Genomic DNA, 23372 nt, shown 5'->3' on the forward strand with positions numbered 1-23372 from the left:
AGTAAGCTTACTAGGATATGGCGGTGGTCCATCATCCATTCCACTTGTTCATAAAGAAGTGGTGGAGCGATACAAATGGCTAAATGACGACGATTTTGGCGATATCCTTGCGCTTGGGAACACACTCCCAGGTCCAATTAATACAAAAATGGCAGGCTACATCGGCTATCGAGTCGGCGGCTGGGTTGGGATGATCAATGCTGTCTTAGCTACTTCCGTCCCAACCATTTTATTAATGATTATATTATTGACATCCTTAACCTCTTTCAAAGACCTCAATTGGGTGCAGGGAATGACGAAGGCCGTGCTAGCAGTGGTAGGGGTCATGCTGGCTTCATTAACATGGGAATTTTTTATGAATGCAAAAAAAGGAATGGGGTGGACGAAAGCCATTTTGTTCGGAGTGGTGAGTGTGCTGGTTTTAATTATACTTGGTATACATCCAGGCATTTTAGTAGGCGTCTTACTGTTGATAGCCTTGTTGAAAAAAGACAAGCAGGAGGAGAAACAAGGATGATTTATGTGCAGCTTTTTATTGCCTTTTTTATTCCGGGAATTCTTGGTTATGGTGGTGGCCCTGCGTCCATTCCGCTTGTTGAAAATGAAGTCGTCCATCGCTATCACATGCTTTCGGTTCATGAGTTTAGTGAAGTTATCGCAATCGGGAACGCGTTGCCGGGTCCAATTGCCACAAAAATGGCGGGCTATATCGGGTTTCAGCAAGCTGGAATTTTGGGTGCGGTCGTAGCCGTTTTCGCGACAGTTGCTCCTTCGTTAATTTTGATGATTGGCTTGCTAAGCATTTTGAAAAAATTTAAGCATTCCCCGAAAGTTAAACGGATGACAAACTATATCCGACCAACGATTGCTGTTCTACTAGGAGCAATGGCGTATCGCTTTTTCGAGGAGTCGTATGTGGATGCGGGTTTGGTGCATACAATTATTTTAGTGGTATTGAGTTTTTTACTGTTTGAAAAATGGAAGGTCCACCCCGCGTATGTGATCTTCGGGTCGCTCATATATGGGGCAGTATTGTTATAAGATTTACAATTTCATACATTAGTTAACCAAAACCGACAAATTCCTCAGGAAATAATCGATTTGACGGGAAAAACGAATGATATGGTCGAAAATGCGCCAACAGAAACTTTAGGAATAACCAATCCTTCGGAGCGCCTTCTCCGCGCGAACGAAAATCAAAGTCGGATTTTCAAATGAACACGGGTTGTCCAAAGTACAAAATGACTTGTCCAAATTGAAAAAACAAGCCATTTTTAAAAATATTTTGATAAAAGCCTTGTCCCTCTTGAGTTTTATAGCATAATCCCTCAACCAAGCTAATAAAATGTTACAAACCTAACAAAGAGAGTGTTTGAGGTGAGGGGGCGTATACCGTCTTCAAAGATCCAGCAATCCATATTCGATTACTATCCAAACTAACGACTTCTTCGTTGAAGCAAGAACGCGTCTCATTTCACACTTCTCACATCCACATAGGGAGGGCGAGTAGTGTGCACGATTACATCAAAGAACGAACTATCAAGATTGGAAAGTATATCGTGGAGACAAGAAAAACAGTTCGCGTCATTGCGAAAGAATTTGGAGTTTCCAAAAGTACTGTCCATAAAGATTTAACCGAAAGGCTACCTGAAATCAATCCCGAACTGGCAAACGAAGTAAAAGAAATACTGGATTATCATAAATCAATAAGGCATTTACGGGGTGGAGAAGCGACAAAACTAAAGTATAAAAAAGAAGAGGAGCTACAAGAAGAACCAGTGAAATAACATCCTTGGGTCTTTCCTCCTGGTATTTACGACATTTTCCTACAAAAAATTTACAAAATACCTAGTTTAAATGACAAATTGTGATACAATATATAATTAGGAAAATAATGTGCATTTGTGAACCAAATGCAAGGAGGAAAGTTACCCAAATGTTAGCTAGGGATATCGGTATCGATCTAGGAACTGCGAACGTACTTATTCATGTAAAAGGTAAAGGAATTGTATTGAACGAGCCATCTGTTGTGGCATTAGATAAGAATACTGGCAAGGTATTAGCTGTTGGTGAAGAAGCAAGACGCATGGTGGGTCGTACACCAGGAAATATTGTGGCGATTCGACCATTAAAAGACGGAGTTATTGCTGATTTTGATGTAACAGAAGCGATGCTTAAGCATTTTATTAATAAGTTAAATGTGAAAGGCTTTCTTTCAAAGCCAAGAATTTTGATTTGCTGCCCAACAAACATTACCTCTGTTGAGCAAAAAGCAATCAAGGAAGCTGCTGAAAAAAGCGGCGGGAAGAAAATCTATCTTGAGGAAGAACCAAAAGTTGCTGCGATTGGGGCAGGAATGGACATCTTCCAACCAAGCGGAAATATGGTCGTAGATATTGGTGGTGGTACTACAGATGTGGCTGTATTATCAATGGGCGATATTGTCACCGCCTCATCAATTAAAATGGCTGGGGACACCTTTGATGCGGAAATCCTAAGCTATATTAAGCGTGAGTACAAGCTATTAATCGGGGAAAGAACGGCTGAAAACATTAAAATTCAGGTTGCGACTGTTTTCCAAAATTCACGTCATGAAGAAATCGACATTCGTGGACGCGACATGGTAACAGGTTTACCACGTACATTAACAATCAAATCTGATGAAATTGAAAAAGCACTACGTGAACCGGTTTCTGCAATTGTACAGGCTGCGAAAAGTGTCCTTGAAAGAACACCACCTGAGCTTTCTGCAGACATCATTGACCGTGGCGTTATTTTAACTGGTGGTGGAGCATTGCTTCACGGTGTGGATCAACTTTTAGCAGAGGAATTACGTGTTCCTGTATTAATAGCTGAAAATCCAATGGAGTGTGTGGCAATCGGAACAGGCATCATGCTTGAGAACTTGGACAAGCTACCACGCAGAAAACTAGTCTAAATATATGAAATAGGACCTTTCCGAAATGGCAGGTCCTTTCCCACTTTTTTCAAAAGAATTCAGGTGTGGCAAATTTTACAGATGAAGAAATAGGGAATTCCTACTATAATAAAAACTAGGTATATATTCGGATAAAGATGAGGTGAGTTCATGTTACGTGGATTTTATTCTGCAGCAGCTGGAATGCTTGCTCAGCAACGTCGTACAGAAATGCTATCGAACAATATTGCAAATGCCAATACTCCTGGATACAAAGTGGACCAAGGTTCTTTACGTGCGTTTCCAGAAATGCTCATGCAACGCCTTGAAGGGGTACAAAGCCCTGCTAAAAACGGCGGCAACCTTCGTACAGCAAGCACCATCGGCGGTCTTAACACAGGTGTCTACATGCAGGAAATGATTCCGCTGTTTAAGCAAGGAGATATCCGCGAAACAGGACTTGCAACAGATGTCGCATTGGTGAATGGAAACCTGCCAATTAATGCGGAAACAAATAAACCGGGCTCCTTGTTTTTTACGGTACAAAATGCAAACGGTGATGTACGCTATACAAGAAACGGAAACTTCACAGTTGACCCAGAAGGATATTTAACAACAAACGAAGGTTTTTATGTGCTCGATGGAAATGGAAATCGAATCGCACTTGAAAATGATCAATTTGACGTGGCAGCTGATGGAATTCTATTGGTTAACGGCCAAACCGGGTCACGTCTCGGCATTGCTTTTTCTGAAAACCCATTGAATCTGATTAAAGAAGGAAATGGACTGTATCGAACAAACGATGGTGCAGAACTTCCAAATGCAGCGGTAAATCCTGAAGTGTCCTATACGTTAAAACAAGGATTCCTTGAAGGTTCAAATGTGGATGTGACACAGGCGATGACCGAAATGATGACGGCATACCGTACATTTGAAGCCAACCAAAAGGTTCTGCAGGCATATGATAAGAGTATGGACAAAGCGGTTAACGAGATTGGAAGATTATAAGAAAAGCGCAAGTCTCGCCCCAATTATGGTGCGTCTTGAGCTAGACATAAAGAAAACAAGGGAGGCCTCTGAATGCGCACGATGATTACGGCAACAAATACGATGAGCCAGCTGCAAAAACAGCTTGATACAATTGGGCATAATCTATCTAATATTGATACGACTGGGTATAAAAAACGCCAGGTCAACTTTAGTGAGCTTTTATCCCAACAATTCAACAATCAACCGGTCAATGCGCAAGAGGAAGGTCGCGTAACCCCGAATGGAATTCGCATGGGCGTTGGTGCACGACTCGGTCATACGAATACGATGATGACCCAAGGTGCAATTAAAACAACGGATCGTGAGCTTGATATTGCCTTTACAAAGGAAAATCAGTTTTTACAAGTGTTAGTGGATGAAAACGGTGTACAGTATCCTCGTTTTACAAGAGATGGTGCCCTTTATTTGTCTCCTGCGAATGATGGTACAAATCGCGTTTCCCTTGTGACAAGTGGTGGACATCCTGTTTTAGATCAAGACGGGGAGCCAATTGTGTTTGTTGACAATTTTAAGGAAATAAAAATTTCTGCAAACGGGGAGTTAACAGTTGTTCCAGAGGCTGGTGCGCCTCAAACCTTTAATCTGTCAGTTGTAGAAATCAATAAACCGCAACTCCTTCAGGCAGTAGGACAAAATCAATTTGCGTTACCTGATTTGGCGGGACTTGGAATCGCAGCAGATGACGTATTCGTTTCTCTTCAAGGTGCTTTGCGTGAACGAGTTAGTGTGCAGCAAGGAGCACTTGAACAATCAAACGTTGATTTGACAACAGAAATGTCCGACCTGATGCTAACCCAACGTTCATACCAGTTCAATGCAAAATCAATCTCCATCTCAGACCAGATGATGGGACTTGTAAATGGCATTCGATAAGTGATAAAAAATATTCATACGTAGATACTATAGGTTAAGGCAGAATTAGCGGAACTCGGAACAACCTAAAGATAAGGGGTAATCTCAGTGACAAGTGAACTTAACAATACACAAGTAAAATCGCGCGAAGATTTTCGAAAGGCGCGTGACGAAGAAAAGAATACAGGAAAAGAGCCGAAAAAGAAGCGCGAAGGAAAACTTCGAATCCGCTTAATTCCAATTTGGATACGACTTTTGCTAGTTGTTGTTCTTTTTGCAGCCAGTGTCATGATTGGTGTGGTTGTAGGTTACGGAGTCATTGGGGATGGCAATCCGAGCGATGCCTTGAAAAAGGATACATGGCAGCATATCGTGGATCTGGTCAACAAAGATGCAGAAAAATAAGATGGCTTAGGCCTTCTTTTTTTTTGGTTTAACGTCGCCGATGAGGTTTACAACTTTCCGTAATACTTGTATTATAATAAGCATTATAAGTTCGACTTATACATAGAGGAGGTAATTGAAAATTATGTATGATATTAATGAAATAAAGGAAATTATCCCACATCGCTATCCGTTTTTACTTGTCGATCGGATTCTTGAATTAGAAGAAGGAAAACGTGCACTTGGTATTAAAAATGTAACGGCAAACGAGGAGTTTTTCAACGGACATTTTCCTGGATACCCAGTCATGCCGGGTGTTTTAATCGTGGAGGCATTGGCTCAAGTGGGTGCGGTGGCGATGCTGAAAAAAGAAGAAAATCAAGGCCGACTTGCTTTCTTTGCTGGAATTGACAACTGCCGTTTTAAAAAGCAGGTTGTCCCAGGAGATCAACTTCGTCTAGAGGTGGAAATCACTCGTCTTCGCGGGTCTATCGGTAAAGGGAAAGGCATTGCAACAGTGGATGGCGAGCTTGTTTGTGAAACGGAAATCATGTTTGCATTAGGTGATAAAACAGAATAAGTTTGTCTTAAAAAACCAGATGGGATGAAACCATCTGGTTTTTTACTTTATTCAGAAGACCCTTAACTTTTTAAGTGGTGGGTAGAGCAGTAGAAGTTTACAACTTAGGTTGAGTTCAAACGATGGCTGAATAAAGTTAAAGCCCCCGGCGGATGCCACGATTTTTTAGAGAAAGTTTTCGAGCTCGCTCGAAAAAAATTGGGCGCAAATAAACCAAGGCGCATTTGATTTTTATTTTGGACGAAATGTAATTTCTTTGATACATTTTTAATCTTCGGGGAAAGCTAAGCAAAGACCAAAACGGTCACAAAAATACTTAGAAGAAAACAGAAAGGAGAATATGCAATGAACAACAAATGGTTCTTAAAGCTAATGGGGTCGCTCCTTGCAGTGTTTTTAATAACAGGCTGTAACGCTGATGACCAAAATCCGCCTCCAGAGGATGACGGACTTGAAACACCTGGTGAGGATTTGAATAACAATCTGGATAACAATAATTTGGATAACAATGTGACTCCAGAGGAAGACGTAGTTCCTGATAACAATGGCATGAATCCTGGAGATCAAGACGTCGTTGAGGATGAAAACAATGACGGAGATCTTGATATCAACAATGATGATGATGATCGTAATGGTAACAATAATAGCGTAAATCCTGGTGGTACAGGTGGTGCTGGCGGTACAGGCGCCGGTGGTACAGGTGGAGGAAAATAAGTTTAAAGGCGGGATTGCCCCGCCTTTTTAACTTTGTATTGGTTTTTTCTTTTCTTGGAGTCTGTTTTTGAATTCAGTAAGAAGACCTTCACCCTGTAAGCCTTGGTGGATAAGGTCGGTTAGAACAATCTCGGCCATGTTTAGTCGGCTTGGCAGTAAATTTCCGTCTAAAAGGACACTCACGCTATTTTCCATTTCCTTGATAATCTTAACTTCGCCCATTAAAGAGGCAGGATCATTTGATTTTTTTGAAATGGTTACTTGAAGATTTAGCTTCGCGTTGTCTTGTTTTGCCTTTTCGAAAAGCTCTTTATACGATTTTTCAATAAACGCCTCGACAAACCAACTGTTTTCCCCATCTTCTTTATTGATGATCAATCCATCAATTAACGGTATTTCCTCAATCCGGTTTGGCTGTTCATTCTGATGAAGAACCATAAGTGACACCAATCTAAATGTCTTCAAATCCCTACCCCCTTATATTTCGTTCGTACTATTTTAACTTAATTCAACAGAAGTACAATACTTCTGCTGAATTAAGTTAAAGCCTCCGGCGGATGCCTCAGATTTTTAAAGGAAGTTTTTCGAGCATGCTCGAAAAAATCTGGGCACAAATACGCTAAGGCGTATTTGATTTAGTTAAATTATAGCATATTACCTGTTTATTATATGAACCAAAAGCGGAAATGAACCGGATTGTTCTAACGTGAAAAAAAATTTGTAGAAATTTAGATAATTGTTGGTTTTGATAAATTTTCAGTTTGAAAATCGAAAAAATTGTGGGGAATTTCCATTTTTAAAGAAAAACTACCTATGATAATTATTTTTTCCTAATTTTACCTATGTCAAAACGTGAAGTATGATAGCCTTGTTAGATTTAATCAAGGAGGATAAATGTATGATTAATCAAGTAATTTTGGTAGGAAGACTTACCCGGGATCCTGATTTACGTTACACCCAAGAAGGAAAAGCAGTTGCCCATGTGACACTTGCGGTTAGCCGAAATTTTAAAAGTGCTGGTGGAGCAATCGAAACGGATTTTGTGAATTGCACACTGTGGCAAAAAACGGCCGAAAATACAGCAAACTTTTGTAAAAAGGGATCCATTCTAGGTGTAACAGGGCGTATCCAAACACGTAACTATCAAAACAATGAAGGAAAAAGGGTCTATGTGACTGAAGTGTTAGCAGACTCAGTGAAATTTCTTGGTGGAAAGCCACGAGAACTCGTTGAAAGATAAGATTCTAGGTGATTAAGCTTTAGGAGGATATGAGTATGAACAATGATGAACTAATGTCGATTCATGAAAAGCTCAATAAGCTTGCAATGGGAATTGCATTACATCTAGAAACTTTACAAGGTCAAATAGGTGATCGTATGGATCAGATTGATCGAACCTATAATGAACGACTTTTGCAAATCAATAATATGTTAGAAGGGAAACAGCTATAATATGAAATCTATAAAAAAGAGATTCAGGATATGAAAAATAAGCCTTCTATCCATGTACCCCGCAACAAGAAGCCCCAACCGCCTTTTCAAAAATGGTTCCTCTAGAGATAGACGGATACTTCGGTGATTCCTCATTTATTTGCCAATCATGGTCACAACATGGTTGGCTTTTTTCTTAACTTAATAATAGAACATTTGTTCCTTATTGTCAATATTTTTTAAATATAGTTGACATTGGTAGTGTATTAATCATATAATACAATGTGTATTAACCTATTGATACACGGAATATTTTTTTATCATAACTGTATGGTGTACTTGATACAGTTCTTCTTTTTATAAATGGTGTATTACCCCCTTGATACAGGGAGATGAATTTTAGGAGTTGGGTCTATGGATGTAAAGTTTAACAATCGGGATCCTGTGTACGTGCAAGTCATTCAGTTTTTTAAGGAGCAAATTGCGAAGGGCTTTTTTGAACCAGGTCAGGAGATTCCGTCAAGAAGGGAATTAGCGAATCGGTTGAAGATTAATCCAAATACGGCGCAGCGTGCGTATAAAGAAATGGAGGAACAAGGGTTGATTTTTACGGAAGGAAATTTACCTAGTCGCATTACAAAGGATGAAGTGGTGTTGAAAATGGTTCGCGAGGAATTGATTTTGGATGCAGTTTCTACATTTATTCAATCCGTTCGGTCGATTAACGTGCCTCTAGAAGAGGTCTTAAATCTAGTTGAAAAAGAGTATGAGAAGGAATAGGGGGGATTTGTGTGATCGAAGTAAAAAATGTAACGAAGAAGTTTGGCAGAAAGACAGTGCTAAAAGGGGCTTCTTTTACTGCTGAAAAAGGAAAGATTACTTGTTTGATCGGGATTAACGGTGTCGGTAAAACAACGATTATGAAAGCGATTATGGCATTAACACCCATTAATAGCGGAGAAATTCTCATTAATGGAGAGAAAATTCACAAAGGTAGCTATGAAAAAGTTACCTTTATCCCAGATACAATTACTATGTTACCGCAAATGAAAATAAAAGAGGCTTTCACGTTTATGGCGGATTTCTACGATTCCTGGAATCCGAAACGTGCGAATGAGCTACTAGAATTTTTTAGATTAAAAGAAACCGACCGGATCTCTGAACTATCAAAGGGAAATACGGCAAAAGTAAACCTGATCCTAGGGCTAGCCTTGGATGTCGACTATGTCCTCATGGATGAGCCTTTTTCAGGGATTGATATTTTTAGTCGTGAACAGATTGCGGAAGTATTCACGAGTCATTTAATTGAGGACCGTGGTGTGATCATTACAACGCACGAAATCAATGATATTGAACACTTAATTGATAAGGTCGTTTTGCTAGATAACGGCGTTGTGTTAAGAGAATTCGATACCGAGGAAGTCAGAGAGAATGAAGGGAAATCGGTTATCGATGTGATGAGAGAGGTGTATAAGGGATGAATCGTTATTTGAAACTAGTAAATTTCGAGTTTTCTCGTTTTCTTAAGTTGTTTCTTGTTTTAGTTGGGGTCACAGTACTTTTTCAGGTAATTGGAATTATCTATATGTCTAATAGATATGTAAGTCGTGCAAATGAAGCTATATTTAAAGATATGATTTCTAAAAGTGATTTTATTTTACAAAATGGAAAAATATCATTTATCGATTTTACACAATCCCTTTGGTTTATTAGTCCAATCATGCTTTGTGGGGCAACTTTACTCATTTATGTGTTTTTTATTTGGTATAGGGATTGGCTAGGGAAGAACACGTTTAGCTATCGTTTGCTGGTGTTGCCAACAGCTCGGTTAAATGTATATTTGGCAAAAGCGACAACGATAATACTGTTTATTTTAGGCCTGCTTGCAGTGCAATTGGTTTTAATACCGTTTGAAAGCAAAGTATTACAGTGGATGGTTCCCGGGGAGTTTCGTATTGATTTTACATTAGGGGAAATTACAAATTCTGATTATTTGCTGGTGTTATTTCCAAAATCATTTATGGATTTTATCCTGTACTATGGTGCTGGAATGGCAAGTGTGTGTATTGTTTTTACAGCTATATTATTTGAACGCTCCTACCGTTTAAAAGGAATTATTCTTGGAATTCTTTATTGTGCGGTTTCTGTTCTTTTCTTTTTAGCACCAATATTGGTCAATGAATTCATGTTGGGTAACTATTTTTATTTGAATGAACTGTTTTATCTGGAAATTGTAGTTGTGTTACTTATTTGGGCTGCGGCTATTTGGGTCGGCAATTATCTTCTAAATAAAAAAATCAGGGTTTGATGGGGGGTACGCAAAGTGAAGCGATATTGGAAAATTATCACACTTAGTATTGTGACAGTTATCGTACTTGGCAGTTATTTAATACAATCTAGCTTAGCGGCTGAGAACATACAAGTAGAATTTGAAAAAGTAAGTGGCGATGAGAGTTTAGTGGAAAATATAGTGTTAAATGCACAATATGAAGTAGGAGACATTTATCAAAGCTTTCTTATTTCCAAAGGGGAAACAACTAATTTAAGTAATCGATCGGTTTTTCAACAATTATCTGGTCATGGCTTTGATTCGTATTCTAATCAATTAATTGAGAATTACAAGCAGTTTATGCGTGGAAAGTATTTGTTTCCATCTAGCTTTTATGATGATGAAAGTCTTTTAATATATGCCAACATTGAGGGCAGGAGTATAAATGCTTCTACTGTAAATTCCTATTTCGACATTGATGTTTTGGATAAGAAATCAAAAGAATCTACCTCAATGAAAATTGATCTACCTAAAAACAGTGATTATAGTTGGGTTGATATGGTTGATATTCAAATTTTGGACGGAAAGCTGAAGCTAATCACAAGGGCTTCTCGCATAAATGGCGGTGAGGATTTTACTGTCTACACTATTGATCTAAAAGGGAAGAAGGTAACAAATGAAGAAGTCATCTACTCTTCTCCAATAGTTGAGAATGGATGGTCAGGATTTAGGGTATTCAATGACTATTATTCGAGTCAACCACAAAATTACCTGCTTTTTAAGGTAGAGGCCGAGGAATATAATGATGATAACGGTGAATCGACCAACATCGCTAATGAACTCATGGTGTACGATATAGAAAATAATAAGGCAGTAAAAATGGAACTGCCTGAAGACTTTGCGGGAGTTCTAGATAACTCAATTGTTTCAAACTCCATTCTATATATTCCAGTTCTATCGGTAAATGGGGTAGAGGTCATTCAATATGATATCGAAGCAGAGAAGTGGGATAAGAAACAGACATTTAAAGTCGGACAATCCGGGGATTCCGAGAATTCATATTTTGTAAAACTAAAAGATGAAAAAATCTATATCATCAGTTCAACAAATGATGGCTATATCCTTTCCATCGGTGATATAAATACAGGTGAATCACTATACGAAGGAAAACTAATTATCAAAAGTCAAAAATCAGATCAAAAAGAATACCGAATTTACTTTAGCGATATAAAGTAGTGGGTCAAATGCTGCTGGACACAGGTTTCTAGCCAGGGATACTCATGACAGGTCCCTCGTCCCACTAAAATAGGGTGAGAAAAAATGGAGAACCATCAAATCGAACAAATTATCAGTGAATATGAGCCTGAATTGCGATTTGCTGCGTTTAGATATGTACGAAATTGGGCCGTAGTAGATGATATTATGCAAGAGGTATTTTTGAAGATATTTTTGAAATTTGAATTCTTAGGAGACCCTTCAAAGATGAAAGCGTGGTTGTACAAAATTACCCGAAATCAATGTATCGATTATCTTCGCAGCAAGGTCGTGAAAGCTACCGTTTTAATGGATGATATTGAAGAATTACGGTATTCGGCCAATGAAACGGTTGAAAAAGAAATAGTGGAAAAGTTTGATAGGGAAAGACTTCATCAACATCTTGAGTCATTGCCAAAGGATTACAAACAAACTTTATCCCTTTATTATCTTGGTGATTATTCATATAGTGAAATCAGCCATTTGTTGGATAAAGACATTTCGTTTGTGAAAAATAAGCTTTTTAGAGGTAAGCGTTTGTTGAAGAAAGTATATGAGAATGAGGCAATCATATAGGCTTTGGACCAATCATGGAAAAGACATGATTGGTCTTTTTTATGTTGTTCTAATACGGTACAATTATCCAATAATCATAATTTTGTGAGGATGAAGGGTATGAGATACGTAGTTTTGTTTGGAGTCGCGTTGTTATTAGGAATTATGACCGCGTTTTTGGAGGTAAGTCAACCAACGGGTTGGATTATAAGCATGATTGTCATCGTTTTTCTTTCCACCTACTTATTTGTTTATCCTATTTATTGGGAGAAGAATGTGGAAAAGATAGAGTCCTTTCTTAGGAAACGAAGAAAAAATCCTGTATTTAAGCTTTATTACGGGATGGGCAATCGGATTGACCAGGATGTGAAGGAAGCGACGGAGGTGTTGCTTCGAAAATATAAGCAGCCAGCCAGGCAGGCGATCTTTAAAACTTTATACGCCTTGTATGAGGATGATATTTTGCGAGCGAAAAAGGACATTGAGAATATCAAACCTCTGCAGTATAAAGCATATTACAAGGCAATTGTTGCTGTGGAAGAGGGCAAATTGGAGCAGGCAGCAGAGCTTGGTAAACAGGTGAAGTCGGAGTGGATGAAGCATGCTTTGGCTGCGGGAATTGCGAAAAAGGCTGGTAATCATGACGAGTACGTCGCCGAGATACGAAAGGCGCTTGAGAAAACACGTGGAATGCAGAGATATGTCATTTATAAGCAGTATGAGGATGATTTGAAGGTAAATTAATAGAGTGTGATTGATGGAATTGCGTTATAGATTTGTTAATTGCGTTATGGAGGATAGAAATTGGAGACTTGCGTCTTGATAGTGGGGATTGTACCGTAGTGGACATGAACTTCGCATTAAGGAAAGTTTACCAACACAAACTACGGGTGGTGACAACAGTCACCACCCGTTACTCATTTCTTTAGTTTTTCCTCGACTAAATGGTAGAATCTTTGCCAAGGTTCGGTTTTGTCTTTGTGCTTTTCACTTGGCACAAATTTTTTCGTCTTTTTCTTTGGTTTGGTTGTTTTTTCTGCCAAATGAATCAGCTCCTTTGGTTTTGCGGTATACCGGATGTTGTTTATGTGCTGTTGATATACCGATTAGTTGGTTTGCGTCATATCGCAGAGCCGGAATCCTCCGGTCGGTATACCGATAAGCTCTTTTGCGGTATATCAAAGGGAAAAATTCTCCGGTCGGTATACCGATAAGCTCATTTGCGGTATATCAAAGGGCCAAATTCTCCCGGTCGGTATACCGATAAACGCATTTGAGGTATATCACGGGGCCATTTTCCATTGGTTGGTATACCGATAAACTAGTTTGCGGTATATCAAAGGGCCAAATTCTCCCGGTCGGTATACCGATAAACGCATTTACGGTATATCAGACGGGCATTTTCCCCTATCCGGTATACCGGTAGGGTCGCTTTCGTTATATCGCATAGCAAGTTTCCCGCGGTTGGTATACCGATACTACCGTTTGCGGTATATCGCAGAGTAAGTTTCACCCGTTCGATATACCGATAAGCTCATTTGCGGTATATCACAATGCAAGTTTCCAAGGGTTGGTATACGGATACTCCAGTTTTCGTTATATCAAGCCGTAAGATCTTGGTCACATGTATACTGCTAGCACATTATATTAGAACTGGGACAGTGAACCTGCCCCTTCCCCAATCCCGGCCCATCTAAAACGCCCCTAGTAATTCCTTCAACTCGCTAGTAGACAGTTCGGTGATCCAGTTTTCGCTGGTGATGATTTCGTCGTTCAGGGATTGTTTTTTCTCGAGCATTTCGTCTATTTTTTCTTCGAGTGTGCCAGTGGCGATTAGCTTGTGCACGTGCACGAAGCGCTTTTGACCGATGCGGTAGGCACGGTCGGTTGCTTGGTTTTCGACGGCTGGGTTCCACCAGCGGTCGTAGTGGATGACGTGGTTCGCTTCCGTTAGGTTCAATCCGGTTCCGCCTGCCTTCAGTGACAGGATTAAAATATTGAACTCACGGTTTTGGAAGCCTTCAATCATCTTGTCTCGCTGTACTTTCGCGACACTTCCGTTCAAGAACCTTACAGATTCGTTAAAGCGTTTTTGAAGCACATCCTGAATCATTTCGCCCATATGAATATATTGGGTGAAAATCAAACAGCTTTCATCCTGGTCACGAATATGATCGACGAGTTCAAGAAGCTTCTCCATTTTCACGGAGCGATCATCCACATTCGAAGGATTCTGTTCCTTCAAATAAAGCGCAGGATGGTCACAGACCTGTTTCAACTGACCAAGCATTTTTAAAATCAACCCTTTACGCTGCATGCCTGCAAGCTGTTCAACTTGGTCCAATGTATCCTTCACAAGCTGCTCGTAAATCGATGCCTGCTCAACGGTTAACGGACAATATTCCTTTTGCTCAAGCTTATCCGGTAGGTTTAATGCAACAGCTTCGTCATTTTTTGTACGTCTTAGTAAAAATGGTTTAATTAAGCGCTGAAGCTGAGCAATTGTTTCCTCATCATGGTCCTTTTCAATGGGGGACACATAGCGTTTTTGGAAGCCGCCGAGGCTGCCTAAGTAGCCACGATTGATAAAGTCAAAAATTGACCAAAGCTCCGTCAGGCGGTTTTCCATTGGTGTCCCGGTCAAGGCAATATTATGGTCGCCTCTTAATTTGCGAATCGCGCGTGACTGCTTGGTTTGCGCGTTCTTAATGTTTTGCGCCTCATCCAAGCAAACCGTGCCCCAGTCGTAAGCGGAAATTTCCTCTTCATCCAAATGGGACAACCCATAGGAGGTGAGGACGATGTCGGCAGAACTGACTCCTTCCACAAACTCTTCACCCTTCAAACGGTTCGAGCCGTAGTGAAGGTGGACACGTAAGTCCGGTCCGAATTTTTCAAGCTCCTTTTGCCAGTTTCCAAGGACGGATGTTGGGCAAATGATGAGCGCAGGCTTTGCACCACTTTCTTTGACGGATAAAAAGTAAGCAATCATTTGGATTGTTTTTCCGAGCCCCATATCGTCGGCAAGGCAGGCTCCGAATCCAAACTTCCTTAAAAATAGGAGCCAATCAACACCTTGTTGCTGGTAAGGGCGGAGCTCACCTTTGAACGTGTCTGGAATGGAAGCCTGTGGAATCTCCTTGACATCGGTTAGCTGAGTAATCATTTGCGACAGGTGGCGATTGAGTTCAATTTGTACACCGGCAAATGCTCCTGCCGCTTCTTGTTCCTCACGTTCTGCTTTTTCAGAAAGCGAAAGCAGCTCCTGCTCAAGGACATCACGGACATGGAGTCCTTCTTTGTTTGCACGTGCTAGAATCGACTGAACCTGTTTGATAAATGCTGGGTCAAGCTTAATCCATTTGCCGCGGATGTTGATTAATCGTCTTTGCTCGTTCACAAGGGACAGGAATTCTTCCTCGGAAAGCTCAACACCATTTGTTGAAAAACGCCAGTCAAAATTGATGATCGACTGCAACCCAACGAAGGATTGACGGCCACCGCCAGCAGTCGTTTTGACCTTCGCTTTAATAGCGAGTTGCGCATCCTTGATGGCTTGCCACCAGGCTGGTAAGAGGATACCGACTCCAGCCTCAATAAGCTTTGTACTTGCCTCCGTTAAAAAGTCCCAGGCCTGGCGTTCCGTTAGCTCGTGAATAATTCCTTCCTCATCACGAAGCCAAGGTATGAGCTTACACCACATGGTTTGATCGCTCTCAATTTTGCCCGCAAAATCCTTCCATTCCGGTGGCATGCTGGTATACAGTGTATGAGGTTTTTCTTTCTTGCGAAGCACTGTTTGAAGCATCCAAGCCCCATTATCCACCTCTGGCTCCTCGATCTGAAGCATGACATCAAAGGGTGTATGATCTTCTTTCCAACCAATACGTTCAAGCCAATTGTTTTCATCTACGACGGACTCAGCGCCGGCGGTACTTTTTACAAGAGGGAAGGTTTCCGTAATTTCTTCCCAGGCGTCGGACAGCGAGGAGTCAGATTGAATCCAGTCAGTCACTGCTTCAGAAAACCATTCCGCTGCAAATCCAGTTAGCTCTGTATCGATCGGCCTCCAGCCAAAGCGTTCGTTCTCGCGCCAAGTATCGAAATCAGGCATGAAATCGCCGTCTTCAATAAGTGGTAGCAGGTTGCTCGAAACCTCGTGATAATGTTCGGTATTTTCACTAAGCTCGATTTGGACATGTGAATTGACGGGCAATTCAGCAAAAAAGGTAAATGCCTGCCAGGGTGAAAGGCGGACGGCATTATCATTCTCTTCAAGGAAGGTTCCGTAAAAACTGGACTCATGCCAGGCAAAAAGATTTTGCTTCCACTCGCCCACTTCAAGCTCGTAGCCATCTTCATTTGTGCACCAGACATGCCATCCTTTTTCCGAATCCCATTCTGCGTGAATTAAAAGTGTCATCATCTCACCCCTTTACTCTGTTATCATCGATGCCCGAAGCAGCTCCTGCTGGAAGGCACGTAATCGTTTATTCACAGCGGCAAGCTTTGTAATATAGTCGTCCCAACGGTCTTCTTGTTTTATTTTTTTGTAATGTGTACGGAGTTTTCGCAAATATTTAACGGCCTTTTTATAGCTTGGTCGATTTTTCCCCTCAATCGCCTTTGCGACCGCTTGGTGGTAAAGAGGGAGCAACGCCGAACGGTCATGGGTCTCGATTTCTTTTAATATATTGCGATCCATGTCATCGACATCATAGCCGACCATGATTTGCAGTTCGACCCATTTCCGGAATTGTTCCGTATCAAGCAAAAAGTCGCTGTATTCTACATAACTGTACGGAAGTAACTGTTTCAGCGCCTTAACATAAACGGATGAATCGCGCTCATCAGAATACGTCATGATGTTTTGCAAAAACAGCCTTGTCATGTGGCGGCGCCCTTCATAGCTTTGAATGCCAAAAATATAGTCTTGGATTCCATCCAAAGCATGGTCAATCCAAGGGCGAGCACGGTCCCAATTTTTTGCTTCAGATAGATAGGAAATCCACCAGAAGCTATACGGTGTTGCAGAATGTCCGAGTTTTTTCATCGTTTCGATTGCAGTCGTGTCGTCCTTTTGCAAAAACCGGATATGGGCATAGGCGATCTGGTGCACTGGGTTTTCGGTGTCCAATGCGTTTTCTTCGATTTCGAGCCATTTTTTTCGATTAAAAAAGGTTGACCAAAGCAAACGGTACATTTGCATGCGCTCATATTGGAATAAAGTTTCAGAAAGAAGTGTCTGGCGGACAGGTTCGATGCTATCTTCAAGCAACCCGTCAAGTGAAAATGGGAGTGACAATTTCCTCATCTCAAGCGAGTTATCGAGCACAACGTCCGTGAAATTATGAAAGTATGGCTTAATATACGTGTCCACCTGGTAATTTCGCACTTCAATTAGATCGAGCAACTCGACCGTTTTTTGAATGCAAAAAAGAGCCGCATGGATGTGATACAAGCGTTTGAGTTCCTCAGAACGAGGCGCCTTCCTTTTTAAGGCTTGAAAAAGGGAATGATACAAGGTCGCGAAAAAATAAACATTTTTCTCCCGGTGACCTGATTCAAATCGCTTGTATTCACTGTTAAAAAGGGTTAGCCAGCTTTCAAGCGAGTTCTCCTTATACTCCACACGATGCAAGACGTTTCCTTTTTTCACAGGAATGGAAGCTAATGTAGGCTTTGGTTCGTTGCCGTCTTTCCAATGTTGAAGCAGGGACCCGACTCGGTCAACACTTGCGTACATATAGAAAAATAGAGCCATCCGGTGCCGGCAAAAGGAAGGATCCGGGCATGTACAACTGCTCATTTCTAAAAAGTCAAGATCAAGTGTGACATCAACTGGAGTGACGTCCTGCACACGTCCTTCAAGCGTTTGGCCGTTATATATGACATTATAAGCACTCCCCTGACGGTAGAGGTTTAGTCCTTTTTTGATTAAATTGCGGTCTTCTTCATTATTGAATGTGATCATGTCACGAAGCTTTTCGGAAAAATGCATGACCGCAGCCTTTGGAATATCGTTTTGAAGCAAAGTGGTTTCACTCCCGACGGCGCAAAAATTTATATCACTATATTATACATCAAATAAAGGCAAATTGGGATTTTGGTCTTGGAAAGCGTATGATATTTAGCTCAATTTTGAAATTTTTCAGGTTAGACAGTCGCAAAAAAGAAGTCTCTTGCGTACATGTATAGTAATTACTTGGAAGAGTTGGTTTCTCCATCCAACCTCCCAAGCTATCATTTTCTCCCAAAGTGCCTGGTGAAGGCGTCTCCATCCTTCACCGGTCCATTTTTTCAACTAGGAGTGAACATAAATTGGATCATAAATCTTTGGAACATGATATTTCGATTGATGAAAATAGGGTGAGAAGTGCATTAATTCGTGCCTATATGAAGGGTGAAAGAAGTACAGAAATCGACATGAAGCAATTTATTCAAGACTTAGCAAATGATATTAAAGGATACCCAACAACATAATTCTTTTGCCTACTGCCTGATTTGACAACATTTAAGGTGGTACAGGCGCTTATCGGCAGCTGTCTACCAAGAAGGGGACAGTTTTTTTCATTCTCAAGGACAAGTTGTAATACTTTTGGTGTATAGAAATAATAAATTTGGGTCATAGAAATTTTCTCGTTTTTTTGACATAATTATTACCACAAACATTAACCGGTGTTTGTGGTTACCCAGCATTGGTCAGTGGTTTTCAAGCCATTCGACTAGTCTGGGTTTTTGTTGGGTTTGTCTAATTTTTTGACATAAAATCGTTCTTCACAGTTTGGTTTGTGATTTTTTTTTGATACATATATTATGATAAGAATAATAAGCTCAATTAACTGAATGTTATGATAAGGGGGAGCGATGTGAAGCTACCAGAGGTGTCCTCTCAAAGACGTGAGAATTATGCGAAATTCTATATGATTTTTATTACAGTGCTAGGCTGTGCTGCCGTGGTGAACGCGTTTTTTCATCTTGAACCAACAGATAAAATTACCATCCTTCTATTGCTTACCGCATTTTTAGCAATAACGGAATATTACCCTATACCACTATTGAGGGGTCAAACGACAATCACTTTCCCATTTATCTTCGTCATGTATGAGTTGTTTGGGATTTCGTACCCTATTATTATCTATGCAGGGATCGTACTTGCGATTAACATTCTCCACCAGCGCCCCTTAAGGCTTGTCCTGTTTAACCCGGCACAGTTAGCAGCCAGCGTGTTTTTAGCAGAATACATATTATCACATACCGATGTGGTTCAAGTTCTATCATCAAGCAGTGATTTTTTATCGGGATTTAGTACATATATTCTTTTTCTCACCCTATTTTTTATCATAAATAATCTAATCGTTGATATTGTTTTGCTAATTCGTCCGCAAGCCTATACATTCTATTTATTTAAAACCAAAACGATGACTGAATTAGGCAATGTGGCGGTCTCATTAGTATATGGAGCGATGATGTTTTACCTTGGCGGTCGAAGGGTTGACGAGTTCTCCCTGTTCTTTTTCTTCTCGCCTTTGGTGGCGATCTCGTTATTGTATTCGGTTATTTCAACCCTTAGAAATGAAAAGAAAAGGTTGAATGCACTTTTTGAGATCACAACGAGGGTTAACAAGAAAATCCATTCAACGGATTGGATTGATACGTTTAAAAATACGTTCTCACAAATCGTGGATGTACAGGCGATTATGCTATGGGTCAAGGAAAACGATGTGTGGAAAATTTTATACTATGACGGTCGAGTGACGCCGCAAGATACACTGACAGGTGAAGCGCTAGCTCGTTTTGATGGAAAAAAAGAACCGATTGTCTATCAGGACAGGGTAAAAAAGCTTGGTCCAATTGATGAGTTTTTTAAAAAGGATATGAAGGCATTTGTGTACTCACCGATGGTCGTTGAGGATGAGACAATCGGGATGTTAGTTGTTGCGAAAAGTCGATCGCGGAGCTTTGAGGATGACGAAATCCATTCCATTGCGACCCTTTCAAATCAGCTTGCCGTTGCGGTGAAGACAAGGCTTTTAATCGAGGAAAAAGAAAAACGAATTATCCTTGAGGAGCGAAACCGAATTGCCCGGGGCATCCATGATGGGGTTGCTCAAACCTTGGCTGGGGCGGTTCTGAAGCTTGAGACGGCTGAACGAAAATTCGATCGTCATCCCGATGAAACAAGAAAGCTTATTCGTGAAAGTATGGATAAATTAAGGCTTAGTTTACGGGAAGTGCGTGAATCAATTTACGAGCTGCGTCCATATCCGACTGAGCGGGTTGGGCTCTCCACTGCGATTGAAAAACGAATTGATTTGGTAAAGGATGAGTACACAATCCAGTTTTCGTTTGATATTAGAGGCCAGGAGGTTCCACTTAGCCCAATGGTTGAAAAGGAATTATTTGATATTTTTCAAGAGAGCCTGCAAAACACGATCAAGCATGCGCAGGCCACAAAAATAGAAGTTCTGTTAAGCTATCAGAAGGAGCAAATTATTTTAAAGATTAAAGATAATGGTGTCGGTTTTTCATTGTTTCAGGCAATGGTGAAGGCTCAAAACAACCCTCATTTTGGAATTTTGAACATGAATGACGCTGCAGAAAAAATTAGCGCCACTCTTCAAATTGACACAAAAGAGGGCCAAGGTACGGATATTACATTAACTGTCCCAAAAATGGGACTCGAAGGAGGTAGTGCTATTGATTAAGCTTATGCTGGTGGATGATCATGCTGTGTTACGTGACGGACTTAGGAATATTTTAGAGCTAGAGGACGATATTCGCGTTGTCGGCGAGGCAGTTTCGGGTGATGATGCAATTCAGAAGGTGCCAATCTGTGAGCCTGATGTGATTTTAATGGATATCAATATGCCCCAGAAAAATGGGGTAGAAGTGACTGGCATTTTGAAGAAAGATTATCCTTCGATTAAAATCTTAGTGCTAACAATGCACAACCATGATGAGTACTTTATGGCTGCCATTCGTGAGGGTGCTGATGGGTATTTGTTAAAGGATGCTCCATCTGAACAGGTGGTGGAAGCGATTCGAACAGTCGCACGCGGTGAGTCTGTAATTCATCCATCGATGACGAAAAAGCTCCTCAATTTCCATCAACAACAGCATGAACAACCGAGGGACAACGCATTAACAGAGCGTGAAACGGAAGTCCTTCAATGCCTGGTGGAGGGACTGAGCAACAAAGAAATCGCCGAGCGCCTCTTCATTAGCGACAAAACCGTAAAAATTCATGTCAGCAAAATCTTCAAAAAATTCGACGTCAAAAGCCGTTCCCAAGTCGTCATCTACGCCGTGCAAAACAAGCTTGTGCCGATGTAGAAGGGACCAGAGGGACGGTTCTTGTGGTTCCACGTTCAAGGGGAATCCACAGTCCCTGTGGTTCCGTGGGTTCCTTGCCCAAAGTAATTGAATTTCAAAGTAAGCAACTGTTTTCCGTTTTGGAGACAGTTGCTTTTTTTATGCTGGAAGTTCCTAAATGTAACTTTTTTTAAAGTTTTCTATGCAATATTTCAAAAATATGTCTTTTGTATAATAAGAAATACTGCTTATGACGCGGGTTTTACAACCTTTGTGGAATAGAAATCATGGAGCGGGGGCTCGATAATGGGAGTAGGAAGCTACAAACCAAAATTGAAAGGGGTATAAAATGAGAAAGTTAGTTGTGGTATTATTTGCATTTTTATTAGTTATCCCAACATTTTTACAAGAAAAGAAGACAGTCTCCGCAGTTGAGACGGGTTCAGCGGTCATTGACCCTACGTTAGAAGGGCTTTGGAACAAGGTCAGTTCCTTGCAGGTGATCGTGACATTCAATGGGGACGGAGCGCCGAAAGAGCATCAGTTGAATCTGTTAAAAATGCTTGGAATCAAGTCCGGCGTTACAATGAAGAATCTGCCGATTTCGGGAATTGTCGCAACGAAATCGCAAATTGAAAAACTCGCACAAAGTAATGAGGTCCGCTCGATCTATTTTAATAGAAAGCTAGAGTATTTCAATGAAACATCGACAGATATTACGGGTGTAGACCGTGTCAGGGCAGATGAGGAAATCAAGCTCATTAATGGGAACTTGCCTTTAACAGGTAAAGGAATGGGGGTTGTCATCAATGATAGTGGCGTTGACGGGACACATGGCGACCATCTTTTCGGAAAACATCTTGTGCAAAACGTGCTTGGGTCTGTGAATTTGGCGAACCTGGCACCAGGAATTCTTCCGATTACCTACCTCGAAAATGTGCCGAATACGGATACGAACTCCGGGCATGGTACACATGTGGCGGGGACGGTTGGCGGAACGGGCGCAAAGTCGGGCGGCAAGTATGAAGGAGTAGCACCAGGCGCGAACTTAATTGGATATGGTTCCGGTGCGGCGCTGTTTGTTCTTGATGGTATTAGTGGATTTGATTATGCGATTAAAAATAAGGATAAATACAATATACGTGTGATCACAAATTCTTGGGGATCTTCCGGTGATTTTGACTCGAATGACCCGATTAATATTGCAAGTAAAAAAGCGTATGATGCAGGGATTACGGTTCTTTTTGCAGCGGGAAATGAAGGGCCGGGTGAGAATACTCATAATCCGTATGCCAAGGCACCTTGGGTGATTTCGGTGGCAGCGGGTGACAGTAGTCTAAATTTAGCAGACTTCTCTTCACGAGGAACAAAAGATGTTGGTGGTACTTTTACATTGGATGGCAAGGAGTGGACGTGGAAAGACGCTCCGACCATTACGGCACCAGGCGTGGATATTGTGTCCACACGGGCGATTGCACCGATTTCATCATTAGCGGCCTTACAGGACATACAAACCTTAAATCCATTGCATGTTCCTTTTTACACGATCATGAGCGGCACATCGATGGCAACACCACATGTCGCTGGTATTGTTGCCCTTTTACTGGAAGCAAATCCACAGTTGTCACCGGCTGCGATTAAGCAGATTATCGAAGACACTGCGATACCAATGCCAGGCTATGAGGAATGGGAAGTGGGCGCAGGCTATGTCGATGCATATGCGGCAGTGAAGAAGGCAATCGAAATGAAGTAGTGAGTGCGGTGGGACGCGGGGGCAGAACCTCGCGTCCCTGACATTTTTTAGCGAGTAATAGAATGAAGAGACTTTTAGGCAGGAATCTTGTTCGAATTTCTTTTCATAGGCCGGATGAAGAGGAATTTCAGCAATAATCCTGGGTGAACAGCTCTTCATCGACTGGATGAAGACCATTCGGAGCCTGCACTTCACTCGGAAAGTCCTTCATAAGCGTGATGAAGGCACTTTAGTAGAAAAAAAGATTCAAAGAGTCCTTCATAAGTTTTATGAAGACCATTCGGAGCCTGCACTTCAC

General features: G+C 41.1%; 25 protein-coding genes. 21 read left to right on the forward strand and 4 right to left on the reverse strand.

Annotated elements, in window-relative coordinates; translation table 11 throughout:
- The 9 genes from V7147_RS17145 to V7147_RS17185 all read left to right on the forward strand — a co-directional run.
- The coding region (locus tag V7147_RS17145; protein WP_335369050.1) for a chromate transporter at positions 1–517 on the forward strand (517 nt) is incomplete at its 5' end.
- Positions 514–1041: a chromate transporter gene (locus tag V7147_RS17150; protein WP_335369051.1), complete on the forward strand. Its 528-nt coding sequence runs from the start codon at positions 514–516 to the stop codon at positions 1039–1041. The genes V7147_RS17145 and V7147_RS17150, both read left to right, overlap by 4 nt.
- Positions 1042–1511: 470 nt before the next feature.
- Complete coding sequence (spoIIID, locus tag V7147_RS17155) at positions 1512–1787, forward strand: sporulation transcriptional regulator SpoIIID (RefSeq protein WP_010677153.1); 276 nt, start codon at positions 1512–1514, stop codon at positions 1785–1787.
- A 149-nt stretch (positions 1788–1936) separates the two neighbouring features.
- The gene (locus V7147_RS17160; protein WP_335369052.1) at positions 1937–2938 is read left to right on the forward strand and encodes a rod shape-determining protein; all 1002 of its coding nucleotides are present in this window, start codon (positions 1937–1939) and stop codon (positions 2936–2938) included.
- A gap of 150 nt (positions 2939–3088) precedes the next feature.
- Entirely contained in the window at positions 3089–3925 is an 837-nt protein-coding gene (locus V7147_RS17165; RefSeq protein ID WP_335369053.1) for a flagellar hook-basal body protein, read from the forward strand.
- A 72-nt stretch (positions 3926–3997) separates the two neighbouring features.
- Positions 3998–4840, forward strand: a complete 843-nt coding sequence (locus V7147_RS17170; protein ID WP_335369054.1) for a flagellar hook-basal body protein — start codon at positions 3998–4000, stop codon at positions 4838–4840.
- Between the two features lie 87 nt (positions 4841–4927).
- Positions 4928–5224: a DNA-directed RNA polymerase subunit beta gene (locus V7147_RS17175; RefSeq protein ID WP_335369055.1), complete on the forward strand. Its 297-nt coding sequence runs from the start codon at positions 4928–4930 to the stop codon at positions 5222–5224.
- A gap of 124 nt (positions 5225–5348) precedes the next feature.
- A complete protein-coding gene (gene fabZ / locus V7147_RS17180; RefSeq protein WP_335369056.1) occupies positions 5349–5783 on the forward strand; it encodes a 3-hydroxyacyl-ACP dehydratase FabZ in 435 nt (144 codons plus the stop codon).
- A 345-nt stretch (positions 5784–6128) separates the two neighbouring features.
- Positions 6129–6497 carry a hypothetical protein gene (locus V7147_RS17185; protein ID WP_335369057.1) on the forward strand — a complete coding sequence of 123 codons (369 nt, stop codon included), beginning with the start codon at positions 6129–6131 and terminating at the stop codon, positions 6495–6497.
- A 27-nt stretch (positions 6498–6524) separates the two neighbouring features.
- Here V7147_RS17185 and V7147_RS17190 read toward each other — a convergent pair whose 3' ends face one another.
- Entirely contained in the window at positions 6525–6962 is a 438-nt protein-coding gene (locus V7147_RS17190) for a YwpF family protein (RefSeq protein ID WP_335369058.1), read from the reverse strand.
- Positions 6963–7395: 433 nt separating this feature from the next.
- Between V7147_RS17190 and ssb the strand changes: the two genes are divergently transcribed.
- The 8 genes from ssb to V7147_RS17230 all read left to right on the forward strand — a co-directional run bounded on the left by ssb (position 7396) and on the right by V7147_RS17230 (position 12750).
- Positions 7396–7737 (forward strand): single-stranded DNA-binding protein, encoded by a 342-nt coding sequence (gene ssb / locus V7147_RS17195; RefSeq protein WP_335369059.1) that lies wholly within the window; start codon positions 7396–7398, stop codon positions 7735–7737.
- A 35-nt stretch (positions 7738–7772) separates the two neighbouring features.
- A complete protein-coding gene (locus V7147_RS17200; RefSeq protein WP_335369060.1) occupies positions 7773–7949 on the forward strand; it encodes a hypothetical protein in 177 nt (58 codons plus the stop codon).
- Positions 7950–8342: 393 nt separating this feature from the next.
- Positions 8343–8708: a GntR family transcriptional regulator gene (locus V7147_RS17205; RefSeq protein WP_335369061.1), complete on the forward strand. Its 366-nt coding sequence runs from the start codon at positions 8343–8345 to the stop codon at positions 8706–8708.
- Between the two features lie 11 nt (positions 8709–8719).
- Positions 8720–9409 carry an ABC transporter ATP-binding protein gene (locus V7147_RS17210; RefSeq protein ID WP_335369062.1) on the forward strand — a complete coding sequence of 230 codons (690 nt, stop codon included), beginning with the start codon at positions 8720–8722 and terminating at the stop codon, positions 9407–9409.
- Positions 9406–10236, forward strand: a complete 831-nt coding sequence (locus V7147_RS17215) for a hypothetical protein (protein ID WP_335369063.1) — start codon at positions 9406–9408, stop codon at positions 10234–10236. Before V7147_RS17210 ends, V7147_RS17215 begins: the two co-directional genes overlap by 4 nt.
- Before the next feature lie 15 nt (positions 10237–10251).
- Positions 10252–11433 (forward strand): hypothetical protein, encoded by a 1182-nt coding sequence (locus tag V7147_RS17220; protein WP_335369064.1) that lies wholly within the window; start codon positions 10252–10254, stop codon positions 11431–11433.
- 84 nt (positions 11434–11517) lie between these two features.
- Positions 11518–12027 carry an RNA polymerase sigma factor gene (locus V7147_RS17225; RefSeq protein ID WP_335369065.1) on the forward strand — a complete coding sequence of 170 codons (510 nt, stop codon included), beginning with the start codon at positions 11518–11520 and terminating at the stop codon, positions 12025–12027.
- 99 nt (positions 12028–12126) lie between these two features.
- Positions 12127–12750 carry a hypothetical protein gene (locus V7147_RS17230; protein WP_335369066.1) on the forward strand — a complete coding sequence of 208 codons (624 nt, stop codon included), beginning with the start codon at positions 12127–12129 and terminating at the stop codon, positions 12748–12750.
- Between the two features lie 173 nt (positions 12751–12923).
- Here V7147_RS17230 and V7147_RS17235 read toward each other — a convergent pair whose 3' ends face one another.
- The 3 genes from V7147_RS17235 to V7147_RS17245 all read right to left on the reverse strand — a co-directional run bounded on the left by V7147_RS17235 (position 12924) and on the right by V7147_RS17245 (position 18040).
- Positions 12924–13049, reverse strand: a complete 126-nt coding sequence (locus tag V7147_RS17235) for a hypothetical protein (RefSeq protein ID WP_335369067.1) — start codon at positions 13047–13049, stop codon at positions 12924–12926.
- A gap of 650 nt (positions 13050–13699) precedes the next feature.
- Positions 13700–16429, reverse strand: a complete 2730-nt coding sequence (locus tag V7147_RS17240) for a DEAD/DEAH box helicase (protein ID WP_335369068.1) — start codon at positions 16427–16429, stop codon at positions 13700–13702.
- 12 nt (positions 16430–16441) lie between these two features.
- On the reverse strand, positions 16442–18040 hold the full coding sequence (locus V7147_RS17245) for an SWIM zinc finger family protein (RefSeq protein ID WP_335369069.1): 1599 nt from the start codon (positions 18038–18040) through the stop codon (positions 16442–16444).
- A gap of 287 nt (positions 18041–18327) precedes the next feature.
- On the opposite strand from V7147_RS17245, the gene V7147_RS17250 reads away from it, so the two are divergent.
- The 4 genes from V7147_RS17250 to V7147_RS17265 all read left to right on the forward strand — a co-directional run bounded on the left by V7147_RS17250 (position 18328) and on the right by V7147_RS17265 (position 23074).
- On the forward strand, positions 18328–18489 hold the full coding sequence (locus V7147_RS17250; protein WP_335369070.1) for a hypothetical protein: 162 nt from the start codon (positions 18328–18330) through the stop codon (positions 18487–18489).
- 386 nt (positions 18490–18875) lie between these two features.
- A complete protein-coding gene (locus V7147_RS17255) occupies positions 18876–20714 on the forward strand; it encodes a GAF domain-containing sensor histidine kinase (protein ID WP_335369071.1) in 1839 nt (612 codons plus the stop codon).
- Complete coding sequence (locus V7147_RS17260; protein WP_335369072.1) at positions 20707–21342, forward strand: response regulator transcription factor; 636 nt, start codon at positions 20707–20709, stop codon at positions 21340–21342. The genes V7147_RS17255 and V7147_RS17260 overlap by 8 nt, the downstream gene beginning before the upstream one ends.
- A 328-nt stretch (positions 21343–21670) precedes the next feature.
- Positions 21671–23074 (forward strand): S8 family serine peptidase, encoded by a 1404-nt coding sequence (locus tag V7147_RS17265; protein ID WP_335369073.1) that lies wholly within the window; start codon positions 21671–21673, stop codon positions 23072–23074.
- Positions 23075–23372 lie beyond the last annotated feature (298 nt).

The organism is Bacillus sp. JJ1521 (genome assembly GCF_036965165.1).
GTDB lineage: Bacteria > Bacillota > Bacilli > Bacillales > Bacillaceae_L > Ferdinandcohnia.

Excerpts from the sequence above, each read along its gene's own strand:
- V7147_RS17150 (WP_335369051.1), top strand. The coding sequence starts at position 514 with ATGATTTATGTGCAGCTTTTTATTGCCTTTTTTATTCCGGGAATTCTT.
- V7147_RS17160 (WP_335369052.1), top strand. The coding sequence starts at position 1,937 with ATGTTAGCTAGGGATATCGGTATCGATCTAGGAACTGCGAACGTACTT.
- V7147_RS17165 (WP_335369053.1), top strand. The coding sequence starts at position 3,089 with ATGTTACGTGGATTTTATTCTGCAGCAGCTGGAATGCTTGCTCAGCAA.
- V7147_RS17170 (WP_335369054.1), top strand. The coding sequence starts at position 3,998 with ATGCGCACGATGATTACGGCAACAAATACGATGAGCCAGCTGCAAAAA.
- fabZ (WP_335369056.1), top strand. The coding sequence starts at position 5,349 with ATGTATGATATTAATGAAATAAAGGAAATTATCCCACATCGCTATCCG.
- V7147_RS17185 (WP_335369057.1), top strand. The coding sequence starts at position 6,129 with ATGAACAACAAATGGTTCTTAAAGCTAATGGGGTCGCTCCTTGCAGTG.
- ssb (WP_335369059.1), top strand. The coding sequence starts at position 7,396 with ATGATTAATCAAGTAATTTTGGTAGGAAGACTTACCCGGGATCCTGAT.
- V7147_RS17200 (WP_335369060.1), top strand. The coding sequence starts at position 7,773 with ATGAACAATGATGAACTAATGTCGATTCATGAAAAGCTCAATAAGCTT.
- V7147_RS17205 (WP_335369061.1), top strand. The coding sequence starts at position 8,343 with ATGGATGTAAAGTTTAACAATCGGGATCCTGTGTACGTGCAAGTCATT.
- V7147_RS17215 (WP_335369063.1), top strand. The coding sequence starts at position 9,406 with ATGAATCGTTATTTGAAACTAGTAAATTTCGAGTTTTCTCGTTTTCTT.
- V7147_RS17225 (WP_335369065.1), top strand. The coding sequence starts at position 11,518 with ATGGAGAACCATCAAATCGAACAAATTATCAGTGAATATGAGCCTGAA.
- V7147_RS17230 (WP_335369066.1), top strand. The coding sequence starts at position 12,127 with ATGAGATACGTAGTTTTGTTTGGAGTCGCGTTGTTATTAGGAATTATG.
- V7147_RS17240 (WP_335369068.1), bottom strand. The coding sequence starts at position 16,429 with ATGACACTTTTAATTCACGCAGAATGGGATTCGGAAAAAGGATGGCAT.
- V7147_RS17265 (WP_335369073.1), top strand. The coding sequence starts at position 21,671 with ATGAGAAAGTTAGTTGTGGTATTATTTGCATTTTTATTAGTTATCCCA.